11 protein-coding genes are annotated in these 12756 nt (G+C 55.3%); 7 read left to right on the plus strand and 4 right to left on the minus strand.

Annotated features, from left to right (window positions below; all coding sequences use genetic code 11):
* Positions 1–855, plus strand: an 855-nt coding sequence (locus tag VF260_10755; protein HEX7057656.1) for a helix-turn-helix domain-containing protein, incomplete at its 5' end; no start/stop codon positions are given.
* Positions 856–885: 30 nt separating this feature from the next.
* On the opposite strand, the gene VF260_10760 is transcribed toward VF260_10755, so the two are convergent.
* Positions 886–1290, minus strand: a complete 405-nt coding sequence (locus VF260_10760) for a hotdog fold thioesterase (protein HEX7057657.1) — start codon at positions 1288–1290, stop codon at positions 886–888.
* A gap of 14 nt (positions 1291–1304) precedes the next feature.
* Positions 1305–2240, minus strand: a complete 936-nt coding sequence (locus VF260_10765) for a 1,4-dihydroxy-2-naphthoate polyprenyltransferase (GenBank protein HEX7057658.1) — start codon at positions 2238–2240, stop codon at positions 1305–1307.
* A 258-nt stretch (positions 2241–2498) separates the two neighbouring features.
* Here VF260_10765 and VF260_10770 point away from each other — a divergent pair, with 258 nt between their 5' ends.
* From VF260_10770 to menC, 6 genes are read left to right on the plus strand one after another with little or no spacing between them, the layout of a single operon-like run.
* Positions 2499–3821: an isochorismate synthase gene (locus VF260_10770; GenBank protein HEX7057659.1), complete on the plus strand. Its 1323-nt coding sequence runs from the start codon at positions 2499–2501 to the stop codon at positions 3819–3821.
* On the plus strand, positions 3800–5602 hold the full coding sequence (gene menD, locus VF260_10775; GenBank protein HEX7057660.1) for a 2-succinyl-5-enolpyruvyl-6-hydroxy-3-cyclohexene-1-carboxylic-acid synthase: 1803 nt from the start codon (positions 3800–3802) through the stop codon (positions 5600–5602). Before VF260_10770 ends, menD begins: the two co-directional genes overlap by 22 nt.
* The gene (gene menH, locus VF260_10780; protein ID HEX7057661.1) at positions 5593–6405 is read left to right on the plus strand and encodes a 2-succinyl-6-hydroxy-2,4-cyclohexadiene-1-carboxylate synthase; all 813 of its coding nucleotides are present in this window, start codon (positions 5593–5595) and stop codon (positions 6403–6405) included. The genes menD and menH overlap by 10 nt, the downstream gene beginning before the upstream one ends.
* Position 6406: 1 nt before the next feature.
* Positions 6407–7225 carry a 1,4-dihydroxy-2-naphthoyl-CoA synthase gene (menB, locus tag VF260_10785; GenBank protein HEX7057662.1) on the plus strand — a complete coding sequence of 273 codons (819 nt, stop codon included), beginning with the start codon at positions 6407–6409 and terminating at the stop codon, positions 7223–7225.
* A gap of 21 nt (positions 7226–7246) precedes the next feature.
* Positions 7247–8746, plus strand: a complete 1500-nt coding sequence (locus VF260_10790) for an o-succinylbenzoate--CoA ligase (protein ID HEX7057663.1) — start codon at positions 7247–7249, stop codon at positions 8744–8746.
* Positions 8743–9849: an o-succinylbenzoate synthase gene (gene menC, locus VF260_10795; GenBank protein HEX7057664.1), complete on the plus strand. Its 1107-nt coding sequence runs from the start codon at positions 8743–8745 to the stop codon at positions 9847–9849. The genes VF260_10790 and menC overlap by 4 nt, the downstream gene beginning before the upstream one ends.
* A gap of 476 nt (positions 9850–10325) precedes the next feature.
* Here the strand turns inward: menC and VF260_10800 are convergent, their stop codons facing one another.
* Together VF260_10800 and VF260_10805 are read right to left on the minus strand one after the other, a co-directional pair.
* Positions 10326–11150 carry a phosphosulfolactate synthase gene (locus VF260_10800; protein HEX7057665.1) on the minus strand — a complete coding sequence of 275 codons (825 nt, stop codon included), beginning with the start codon at positions 11148–11150 and terminating at the stop codon, positions 10326–10328.
* A gap of 2 nt (positions 11151–11152) precedes the next feature.
* Positions 11153–12544 (minus strand): MmgE/PrpD family protein, encoded by a 1392-nt coding sequence (locus VF260_10805; protein HEX7057666.1) that lies wholly within the window; start codon positions 12542–12544, stop codon positions 11153–11155.
* Positions 12545–12756: the final 212 nt, after the last annotated feature.

The raw sequence follows: 12756 nt of genomic DNA on the forward strand, positions 1-12756 counted from the left end.
TTCTTTGCGCAATATGTTCAGCAGGAACCGGGAGTTTCTTTATCATTCGGCATAGGCAAAATATGCGGTAATCCGCTTCAGCTTCATGAAAGCTACAAGCAAGCGCAAAATGCACTGGCGGATGAATTTTTCACCGGGCGAAAGTCCATTAATTTCTATGATATGACAAGCCAAAGAGGAGAAGGGAGGAAGAAGGTCATTTCGGCAAAAAAAATTTGGCCGGCTTATACAGGTGCGGACAAAATCAAAATGATTGCAGAACTAGACAACTATTTGCAACAATTGAAAACTTTAAACCGGAAGGAAGAAATTATTTCAGCAGCAATGGAGCTTTTGTTTCAAATAAAAAGATTGGAGGAGGAAGCAGGCATGAATGCGCAATTACCGGATATCCCGAGTGAGTCGCTGCTTTCCATCCGTTACTTTTCCGATCTTCGCGAGTTTTTACTGGAACTGTTCACTGCAAGATTCGACGCATTTAGCGACTTAAATAAAAAAGAATACTCGCCAATGATTCGCCAGGTGATTCGGTACATTAATAAAAATTTTACGAAGGATATTTCATTACAGCACTTAGCGGATATTGCCAGGGCAAACCCGTCCTATTTGAGCCGCACTTTCAAGCTCCAGACTGGAGAAAATGTGCTGGAATATATCACAAAATTAAGGATAAACAAGGCTAAGGAATTACTGCGAGAAGGCCGATTGCGCCCAAACGAAGTAGCGTTATCCGTCGGCTATTTAAATGAGCGTTATTTCTCTTCGTTGTTTAAAAATGAAACGGGATGCACGCCTTCCGAATACAGAAGAAATACGGACAGCCAATCATGGCATCTTCAGGAATCCAAAAAGTAACCAGCTTGCATCCCTATGCACGAAAAGATATCATTGACAGTCTTTTTTTATAATGGCGACGGTGCAGCGGGAAATGCAAATCAACTTGCCTGCCGCGTCGGTAATTTGAATATTCCACACCATTGTTCTCCTGCCTTTATGCAAAGGGGTGGCGACGGCGGTCACCGTTCCTTCGCTGATGCTCCTGATGTGGTTGGCGTTGATTTCCAGGCCGACGGCGTTTTCCGTTTCCCGGTCGATCAAATTCCAGGTGCCGACGCTGGCAACCGTCTCCGCCAGCGCGACGGAAGCGCCGCCATGCAAAATGCCGTACGGCTGGCGGGTCCGCTCATCGACCGGCATCGTCGCCGTTACCTGGTTTTCCGTCAGCTCCGTAATGTTGATACCTAACAGTCCTATCATTGACTTGTCCAAATCTGGGATGAAACTAATCATGGTCGGCCTCCGTTTCAATAGAACCAAAAATTGATGAGCAGCCCGGCGCATAACAAAAGCCCGAACAGGGTGTTTGTTTGCGCTGTAGCTTGCATGGCAGGCATCATCAGAGAAGGCGAGGAAGCGAACCGCTCGTCGAATCCCCGACAAGCCTTGATTGCTTTAGGAATGCTTAAAAGAACGAGCAGGATCCACGGCCGTTCCATTCCCGCCGCGGCAATGGCCGCAACCCACAGATAAGCTACGATAAACATGGCGGCCAAAATCCGCACGGCTCGCTTGTGTCCGACCAGGATCGCCAGCGTGCGCCGTCCGTTATCCCGATCGCCCTCGCGGTCGCGAATATTGTTGGCCATCAGTATGGCCCCGATCAGGATGGAAATCGGTATGGACAGCAAGACGCTTTCGTCCGTAAGCATCAACGTTTGGATATAAAATGAAATTAAAATAATAACAAGTCCCATAAACAGCCCTGAGACCAGTTCGCCAAACGGCGTGTACGCGATCGGAAAAGGCCCTCCGGTATAAAGATACCCTGTTAACATGCAAATGATGCCGACAAGCGCGAGCCACCAGCTGCTTTCGTAACAAATATACACACCAAGCAAAAGCGCTAGCGCGAAAAAGAAAAGCGCAATCCGCAAGACGGTTGCGGCGGAGACGCCGTGCCGCACAATCGCGCCGCCGATGCCCACCGATTCGGCGGTGTCGAGACCGCGCTTGAAATCGTAATATTCGTTGATCATATTGGTCGCGGCCTGGATAAGCAAACTGGCTGCAAGCATGGCCAAAAACAGCGAAATGTTGATGCCGCCGTATGGCAACGCCAAAAAAGTGCCGAGCAAAACCGGCACAAATGAGGCGGTCAATGTATGGGGGCGCATCAGCCGCCACCAAATTGCCAAATTCGCCTGATTTTCCGGGGGTGTTTGCATTTGCTGCGGTTGCATGCCGATACCCTCGCGCGCCATTTGCTTATCCCCCTTTTAAACTCGCTTGGATATATTGATTTTCTGCCGCCAATCCAACATACTAAAGGAACGGATTCTTATTATCCTATTCGATTTTAGAAAAATCGGTCTGGGGTGTCAATCTCTCTTTACTTGAAATAAGGTGATCCTATTTTTTACAGCGAATTGCAGACACTTTTTGCGCAAGGAGCGGAACGTGCGCGAACAGGCGCTTCGCAAATACTTGCAAGTTTTTGCATGGAGATTGAGCCAAAAGACCCGCTGATGTTTTTTGCCGCGGGAGAAAGCTGCGCCGGCGAACGCTTTTTTTGGGCGGATCCTGAAAAACAGGTCATACTTGCCGGCATTGGCTGCGCCTTTTCGATCAAGACGAGTCCGCAACATCGCTACGCGCAAGTGGAAGAGATTTGGCAATCGACAATTGAAAACAGCGTTCTATCCGGGCGAAAGCTGCCCGGCACCGGCCCGCTTTTATTCGGAGGGTTCGCTTTTGATTCCGCAAGGGCGAAAACGGGATTGTGGAAGTCATTCCCCGACACGCAATTCAGGTTGCCGCAACTCATGATGTCGGCGACAGCGGGGCGAACTTTTTTAACCGTAAACGCGTTTGTCGGCCCGGAAGACCGCCCTGGGGAAATCGCCGGGATGCTGGATGAGAAGCTGGCCCGGTTGTTGCGTATGCGGATTGAACCCAAAATGTCGGTTGCACCGGATACGCTCGCAATCGAAGAGACGCCAGCCGCGGAATGGATGCAATCGGTGCAAAGTCTTACGAAAGAGATTCAAGCGGGGCAACTGGAAAAGGCGGTGCTGGCGCGCGAATTGCGGGTCACAAGCACAAGACCTTTTGCCGCGGCTGAAGTGCTGGACAAGCTGCGGGAAGAACAGCCGCAAAGCTATTTGTTTGCCTATGAAAGCGGCGCTGATTGTTTCGTGGGCGCGTCTCCGGAACGGCTTGTCAAGCGGGAAGGGAACACATTGTTTACAGCTTGCCTTGCCGGCTCCAGCAAACGGGGGAAAACGGCGGCGGAAGACGATCGCTTGGGTGCGCAGCTTTTGCAAGATAAAAAGAATTTGCGGGAGCATCATCTGGTTGTGCAAATGATTTACGATGCGATGGCCCAGGTGTGCACGCGCGTTGAAGCCATAGATGAGCCGAAAATTTATAAATTGCGGGATATTCAGCATTTATATACACCGATTACCGGGTTGGCGCGGCAAAACAGCACGATTTTGTCCGTAGTGGCCAAGCTTCATCCGACGCCTGCGCTGGGCGGATTTCCCCGGGAAATCGCGCTTGCCAAAATCCGCGAATACGAGCGGTTGGACCGCGGCTGGTACGGCGCCCCCATCGGTTGGCTCGATGCCGCAGGCGACGGAGAATTTGCCGTGGCGATCCGCTCCGCTCTTTTGCAGGGGACAAGAGCGTCTTTATTTGCCGGTTGCGGAATTGTCGGCGATTCCGATCCGGAGAGTGAATACCAGGAAACGCAATTGAAATTTCAACCCATGCTTTCGGCCTTAAGGGGGGTACAGGCATGCGCCATCAAGAAGCGGTAACGTCGTATATCGCCGCATTTGTGGATCAACTTGCGCAAGCGGGCGTCAACAATGCGGTGGTTTGCCCGGGCTCGCGCTCGACGCCGCTTGCCATGCTTTTGTCCGAGCATCCCGATGTGCGGGTCTGGATGCATGTTGACGAACGCTCGGCCGGCTTTTTCGCGTTGGGCCGGGCAAAAGCAAGCGGCAAGCCGGTTGCGTTGCTGTGTTCGTCAGGCACTGCCGCCGCCAACTTTTTTCCGGCTGTGGTGGAAGCGGCCTATGCGCGCGTTCCGCTCGTTGTGCTGACAGCGGACCGGCCGCACGAACTGCGTGATGTCGGCGCCCCCCAGGCAATCGACCAAAACCGTCTTTACGGCCATTACCCCAAGTGGTTTGTCGATATGGCGCTGCCGGAGGCGACGGATACAATGCTGGAATATGCCCGGATGGCGGCGATGCGGGCGGCGGCAACGGCGGTATCGCAGCCTGCGGGTCCCGTGCATCTGAATTTTCCGCTGCGCGAACCGTTAGTGCCGGAAATATCCGGCGGACTGTGGGAGCATGTGCGGGAACGTTTGGTTGGCCAAGCCGGCAAAGCGGTTTATGAAGGAGCGCCTGTCCCGGCGGCGGAGCAACTGGATGCGCTGGCGCAGGCAGTTTTGGCCGCAAAGCGGGGGCTAATCGTGTGCGGCCCGGCGACCGAACCGCTTCCGGCTGATTTGCTGACCGAACTCGCGGAAATGCTCGGTTTTCCGATTTTGGCCGACCCGCTCTCCCAATTGCGCACGGGCCCGCACGCGAATGACTGGATCATCGACAGCTACGACGCCATTTTGCGCGAGCCGCAAGCCGTCGCCGCACTGGCGCCGGATTTTGTCATCCGTTTCGGCGCCATGCCGGTGTCGAAAGCGTTTCTTCTATACCTCAAGCAATATCCGCACTGCCGCCAGTTGCTCGTCGACCCGGGTAAAGGCTGGCGGGATCCGACGCTGTTCGCCGCAGACATGGTCGTTGCGGATCCGGCACGGTTTTGCGCTGATTTGATGCGGCATATCAAGGCCGCTTGTTCCGCGGAGTTAAGCCGCAAGCCGCGCACGTGGGGCCAACTCTGGCAAGAGATGGACAAGGCCGCGCGCGCGGCGTTGTCCGCTTTCGCGGATGCCGAACCGGAAGGAGAGACGCTCTTTGAAGGGCGGGTTTTTCTTGAATTGGCGCGGCTTATGCCGGCGGATGCCGTGCTGTTTGCGGGCAACAGCATGCCGATTCGCGATCTGGACGCCTTCTTCGGCAAGTCGCGGCGCCCGCATACTTTTTTGGCGAACCGCGGCGCAAACGGAATCGACGGCGTCGTTTCCACGGCGCTCGGCGCGGCGACGGTTAAGCAGCCGCTCGTGCTTGTATTGGGCGATTTGTCGTTTTACCACGATTTGAACGGACTGCTCGCGGCCAAACTGCACGGTCTGCGCGCGACCATCATCGTCATCAACAACAACGGCGGCGGCATATTCTCGTTTTTGCCGCAAGCGGAACATCCCGAGCATTTTGAACAGTTGTTTGGCACGCCGCTCGGACTTGAGTACCGTTACGCCGTGGACATGTACGGAGGGCGGTTTGTGCGCATCGGCAGCTGGGAAGCTTTTCGCCGCGAGGTCGAACGCGGCATAACCGGCGACGGGCTTACCGTGATTGAAGTGCCAGCCGACCGCGCGGACAATTTGGCGCGGCATCGCGGCATTTGGAGCAAGGTGGCGGCTTGCCTGCGCGATCGTTTTTCCGGGGAGTTTTCCGCATGCGACTGACCGTGAACGGCATCCGATATCATGTTGAAACAAGCGGGGCGGGAGAACCGCTTCTTTTGCTGCACGGATTTACCGGCAGCATGGCGACGTGGGAGCCGTTTGTGGCGGCGTGGAGCAGGCGGATGCGGGTGATCAGGATCGATTTGCTCGGGCATGGCGAAACGGACAGCCCCGCCGATTTTGCCCGTTACGCCGTGGAACATGCCGCGGCGGATCTGGCTAACGTGCTGGATCGGCTGCATGTGCGGCAAACCCACTTGTTGGGCTATTCGATGGGCGGGCGGCTGGCGTTGGCGTTTGCTCTTATGTATCCCGAGCGCGTTAAAACGCTTGTGTTGGAAAGCAGTTCGCCGGGAATCGCCTCGCTCGCCGAACGGCAAAACCGTATTGCGCACGATGGGGCGCTGGCTGACCGCATCGAAAAAGAAGGCGTTGCGGCATTCACGGACCATTGGGAAAGTTTGCCCCTGTTTGCCAGCCAATCGCGGCTGCCCGCAGCGGTCAGGGAACAAATTCGCGCAGGGCGGCTGAAAAATAATCCGCGCGGGCTCGCCAACAGTTTGCGCGGCATGGGCGCGGGCGCGCAGCCTTCCTATTGGCAAAACCTGCCGCAGCTTTCCCTGCCTGTCTTGATTTTGGCCGGGGAGCTGGATGCCAAATATTGCGCCATCGGGCAAAAAGTCAAGAACATGCTGCCGCAAGCGCAATTGCGGATTGTGCCGGACGCCGGCCATACGGTGCATGTGGAACAGTCGGAGATTTTTGCTACAATAGTGATGAAGTTTTTGCAAGGGAGGAATTAAATTGGCAGTTGCTTGGAAAGCAAAGCGTACATACGAAGATATACGGTATGAGACGTATAACGGGATTGCCAAAATTACGATCAACCGCCCGGAAGTGCGCAATGCGTTTCGACCGAAAACGGTTATCGAAATGATCGATGCGTTTGCGGATGCGCGCGACGATTCCGCAATCGGCGTGATCATTTTGACCGGGGAAGGCCCCGACGCATTCTGCTCAGGCGGCGACCAAAAGGTGCGCGGCCACGGCGGGTACGTCGGGGACGATCAAATTCCGCGGCTGAACGTGCTCGATTTGCAGCGGTTGATCCGCACCATCCCGAAGCCGGTTATCGCAATGGTGGCCGGCTATGCGATCGGCGGCGGACACGTGCTGCACATCATTTGCGATTTGACGATCGCCGCGGACAACGCCAAGTTCGGACAAACGGGACCCAAAGTCGGCAGCTTTGACGCGGGTTACGGCGCGGGCTATTTGGCGCGCATTGTCGGGCATAAGAAAGCGCGGGAAATCTGGTATTTGTGCCGGCAATACTCGGCGCAAGAAGCGCTGCAAATGGGCCTTGTCAACGCCGTCGTGCCGCTTGCGCAATTGGAGGAAGAAACGCTGAAGTGGTGCGCGGAAATTTTGGAAAAATCACCTACCGCGCTGCGCTTTTTGAAAGCGTCGTTCAATGCGGATACGGACGGTTTGGCTGGCATGCAGCAATTCGGCGGCGACGCGACGCTGTTGTTTTACACGACCGATGAGGCGAAGGAAGGCCGGGATGCGTTCAAGGAAAAGCGCAAACCGGATTTCAAAAAGTTCCCCCGATTCCCGTGATCTTTTAAAGAGGTGTTCGTGATGGCGGGAGACGAAAGTTTGCCGAATTGGCTGCCAAAACGCCGTGCGTTGACGCCTGAGCGGATAGCGCTGATTGCGGACGAGACGGTTTGGACTTTTGCCGAACTGTATGAACGGGCCCGACATTTTGCTTTGCGCATAAGCGGGCTTAAAGGCGTTGCGGAAGCGCCGGTTGCGCTTCTTTTGCGCAACACTCCGGATGCGGTGGTCTGCATCCATGCTCTGATGCTTATGGGCAAGGCGCAGGTGTTGTTCAACACGCGCCTCGCTGCGCCCGAGCTTGCCTTTCAGGCGGCCGACGCGGGAAGCAAGCTGCTCATTTACGATTCATCACTTAAGGAAAAAGCGCTGCAAATCCGCGAAGCGAATCCCGGGATTGAACTTGTGTCCATTGCGCAAGCGCGCCTGCTGCCGCCGGTCGCGACGGAGTTTCCCGCGGAAGTGCCGCTTGAAACGCCGCATACGATCCTGTATACATCCGGCACAACAGGGCATCCCAAAGGTGTCGTGCTAAGCTGGGGAAACCACTGGTGGAGCGCCATCGGCTCCTGTTTGAACCTGGGGCTTCGCGAAGCGGATTGTTGGCTTTGCTGTTTGCCGCTCTTTCATGTGAGCGGCTTGTCCATTTTAATGAAAAGCGTCATTTACGGCATGACCGTTGTGCTCCATTCGGCTTTCGATCCGAAAGCGGTCAACCAGGCGATTATGGCGGGCAAGATAACGCATATATCCGTAGTCAGCGCGATGCTTGCCCGCATGCTGGCTGATTTAGAGGACGCCGTGTATCCTTCGGCGCTGCGTACGGTGTTGTTGGGCGGAGGGCCGGTGCCCCGCCCCCTGCTGGAAACTTGCGCGCAAAAAGGGATTCCGGCATACCAAACGTATGGTTTGACGGAAACGGCGTCGCAAATCGTTACCCTGGCGCCGGAATATATGCTGGGTAAAATCGGCTCCGCCGGCAAACCGCTGTTTCCGGCTAAGCTGCGCATTGAAGCGGATGGCCGCATCATCGACACCCCGGGAGAGATCGGTGAAATCGTGGTCAAAGGACCGAATGTGACGCAAGGCTACTATCGGCGCGACGATGCGACCGCCCGGGCGATCAGAGGCGGCTGGCTGTATACCGGCGATCTGGGCTATCTGGATGAAGACGGCTTTTTGTACGTGGTGGATCGGCGCAGCGACCTGATCATCTCGGGCGGGGAAAACGTCTATCCGGCGGAAATCGAAGAAGTGCTTGCGGCGCACCCGGCCGTCGCGGAAGCGGGAGTGACGGGGCGCGCAAGCGAGCGATGGGGGCAGGTGCCGATTGCCTTTGTCAAGTTGCGCGCATCGGACGGACAAGTGTCCGAACAGGAATTGATCGCCTTTTGCGAAAGCCGATTGGCGCGCTATAAGGTTCCGGTTGCCGTATACTTCGTTGCCGAGCTTCCGCGAAACGCGGCGAACAAATTGCTGAGACGCAAGCTCGCGACATTGGCGGAGGGAATCGAACGATGAAGTTGCGTGCAGTGACGCTTTATCATACGCGGATGACGCTTAAGGCTCCGTTTGTGACCAGCTTTGGCGCGGTGCACGAACGGGACGGAATCCTGGTGGAAGTAAAAGACGCGGAGGGCTTGAGCGGCTGGGGCGAGTGCGTCGCATTCGCATTCCCGTGGTATACGGAGGAGACGATCGAAACGTGCCGGCATATGCTGGTTGACTTTTTAATCCCGCTTTTGCGGCAAAAAGTCATTTCCCGCCCCAGCGAAGTGTTCCCTTTATTCAGTGGCATCAGGCGAAATTATATGGCCAAAGCGGCGATCGAGTGCGCGATTTGGGATTTGTACGCGAAACAGCGCAACGAGCCGCTTGCGCATGCGCTGGGGGGCGTCCGGCCGGCGATCGAAGTCGGCGTCTCGCTCGGCATTGCGCCGATATCGCAACTTTTGCAACAGATTGAAGATTATTTGGCAGCGGGATACAAACGGGTGAAAGTAAAAATCAAACCCGGCTTCGATGTGCAAGCGCTGCGGGAAATCAGGCGGCATTTTCCCGACATTGCCCTGCAGGCGGACGCCAACTCCGCATACACGCTGGATGATCTGCCCCTGTTGCAGGCTTTGGACGAATTTCAACTGTTGATGATCGAGCAGCCGCTTGCCGCCGACGATATCATCCAGCATGCGACTTTGCAGCGGAAGCTGGCAACGCCGGTATGTCTGGATGAAAGCATCGTGACTTGCGAAGACGCCGAAAATGCCATTGCGCTTGGCAGCTGCCGCGTCATCAACGTAAAGCTTGGCCGGGTCGGGGGCTTCGCCCAGGCAAAGCGCATCCATGACCTGTGCCGCGCGCACGGCATAGCTGTTTGGTGCGGCGGCATGCTGGAGACAGGCATCGGGCGCGCCCACAATATCGCGCTAGCCAGCCTCGCACAGTTTACTTTACCGGGCGATATTTCAGCGTCGTCGCGCTATTGGGAACAAGATATCATAGTTCCTGAAGTGATCGTACAAAACGGCACAATTCGCGTTCCGGACACGCCCGGCATCGGTTATTCGGTTGATGGCGAGCGGCTGCAACGGGCAACGGTCCATCGGGAAACGATCAAGTGGTAATCTTCAATTTGATTTCTGGGCAAACAAAACGAAGCGCAAATCCGTGCCTGAAATTGCTGATACGAAATTTCAGGCGCGGATTTGCGCTAAAATTTGCAACCGCCTTCCCACCCAACGCTAACGGACGTAGCGGAGGCTATTTGCCGAAAAACGGCTGCGCAAAAATTTTAACGGACGCCACAGCGACTATTCGCCTTATTTTTGCCTGAATACCGCACAAAGCGCTAAAATAAGCGCAACTGCGTCCGTTAAATTTGGAAACCGGGCGTAAAACCCAAAATAGCCTCTGTCACGTCCGTTAGAGTCGGAAAGCGCCCTGCCACGACTGTTTAAAAGCTGCAATCCGGCAAACCGACCGAGTTTCCGTCAGCAAGCAATACGCGGCATTAGCCACAGATTGCTTTTCCGCAGGCTTTAGCCTGAACAGTCGGCATTCAGTCGCTGACAGGAAACTACCGGCTTAAGCGGGAAGCCGTTTAGTCCGCTTTATAAGTTAGCACGCGGCCCCACAGACTTTTGGTGCCCCAAATGCCTTGACGCAAGCACTCCAACTGGACGATCTGGCTGTGGTCGACAAAGACGTTGACTTCAGGGCCGTAATTCTTCACATACCAGGCAAATACATCCGGATCGGACGCTTCAAACATGACTTTTTCCGTGCCCAGTTCGGCGGCAATTCTCGTAGCGATATCGGTGCGCCAGGTGTGCACGCTCTCGGTGATGCCTTCCGACTCGATCATGATCATATAGGCGCCCGCTTCCAGGCAGCGTTTGGCGATTGTAATGGCCCGCGACGGATCGGTGGTGCCTTCCGCCGCCAATTCATCCGCGGCAGTTGCGCCGCCGGCGCCAAATTGCACGCCGACTTCCGGTTTTGCCAGCATGCCCGCTTTTTGCACTTTTTCCACAAGGCGCAAAATATCGTCCGTCGGCATGGTGATGAAGCCGGTTGAAATTTCAATGATATCAAAGCCGAGGCGTTTGCATTCTTTCAAATAATGATCGACAGCGCCGGCGCCTTGTCTGAGCACGGTTTCGAGAAATCCCCCGGTAGACACCTTGACGTTATGTTCATGCGCCAGATCGAGAATTTCCCGGATTCGTTCTTCCGGCATTAACGTGAAGGAACCGCCGGCAAACTTCAGACTGTCCACGTATTCGCCCATCGTTTCCAGCACGTCGGTCAAGTAACGTTTGCCCATTACCGAATAGTACGGGCCGCGAATTTCCGTGACGCCGCGGGTGCGCGGCTTTGGCTGCCGGTAATTTGTCAGAAGCTCGGTAAATGCTTTGTATCCCATGATCATTCGCCATCCTTGATTTTGATTTGGCCAAGCAAAGCGGTTAGATCGGCGACCTGTACCTGATCGAGGCGTGAGATTGTTTCAGCGATCCGTTCCGCCAGATCACAATCGATCGCACGGGTCAAACCGCGATATTTTACCATCAGCGTGTCCCAATCGGCAGGGCGCGTGGTAAAGCCGTGGTAGTCGCGTTTTTCAATCCGGAAACAGCGCCCGTCTGTTGCTTCCACTTCCATTCGGCAGGCCATTTCATCCGGGAAAAGGTCGCTGTATTGCTGTTCCGGACGGACATCCACTTTTTGCAGCAATTCTTGAACGTCGGAACGCAAAATCCGTTCAGGCAAGTATTGTTCCGGCATCAATTGCCCGTCAATGTAGGCGGCTGCCAGCATATAAGGAAGCGAGTGGTCGGCTTCCTCTTTGCGGCGGATCTGTTTTTTCCCGCCTTCTTCGCCGCCGCCGATAATGTTGAACGCAACGTCGAACGTTGCGAGCTTTATCCGGGCTATCTCTTGCGGGCGCAGCCCGGAGCTTTCCCTGAGTTCCAACAGTCCCTCGATTGACGATTGCGAATGGATTTCGGCGTTATAACGTTTCGTAATCGTCCGCGTTACGCGTTCCAGGTCTTCCTTCCGCCAATCGATGGCAAACAGCCCGGCAATTGCGTCCATAAATCCTTTGTTGCCTTCAAACACTTCGCGCGGACCGGTGATCCCATACTTGGCGAGCAAGGCGGATTGAACGGCGCCCCTGGCCGTATTGGGGTAAGCAAGACCTTTCCAGTTGGAAAGCTCGCCCGTTCTGGTTACGCGCAGAGAGTTGTAGCTGGTGCCGGAAATCGCCACCGCGTTCGCGATCTGCCCGGCGTTCAAGCCCAGTGCGTGGGCGGCTCCTGCTGCGGCGCCGTATGCGCCCTGAACGGTATGGTCAAAACCGCGGCTGCGCACCGGGGCGATATCGGAAAGGCGGCACTGCACCTGATAAGCGATCGCGAGCGCTACCAGGAAATTGCGTCCGCTTGCCCCGGCATATTCGGCAGCGGCTAAAATTGGCGCCACGTTGTCCGAGGGATGGCACGTTTCGCCTTTGGCGAGGTAGGAGTCGTTGAAATCGAGATATCGCACTGCGGCTCCGTTGAAAAAAGCGGCCTGATCGGGAGTGCCCTTGCCGCCGCCGAGCAAAGTAACGAGAGGATTGCCGCCCATATCCGCGGTCAGTTGGCGAATGAAGCGAATGGGTTCGGCGGACAGCGCGCCGATCGCGCAACCGATGGAATCGAGCACGCGCGCTTTTAAAGCCTGGCGGGAAGCATTGGTAAGATCGCCCCAGCCAAGCCCGGCTGCCCAATCGCCCAATTGTTCGACGATGGTTGTATTGTTGGCAATAGCCATCGTAGTCACCTCCATATGACTGTTTATCTGAATCCATCATAAGCAAGTATGCAAAGCTGTCTTTTGACTTGAGTCACGTTTTTGTTTTTTAATCATTTGATATCAGGATCATTCACTTTTATTCGTCTGGGGCGCGGGGCGGCAGCAGATTTCATAAACGCTAACGGACGCGGCAAAGGCTATTTGCCGAAAAAAGGCTGATTTGAAATTGT

Source organism: Bacilli bacterium (assembly GCA_036381315.1).
Taxonomy (GTDB): Bacteria; Bacillota; Bacilli; order Paenibacillales; family KCTC-25726; genus DASVDB01.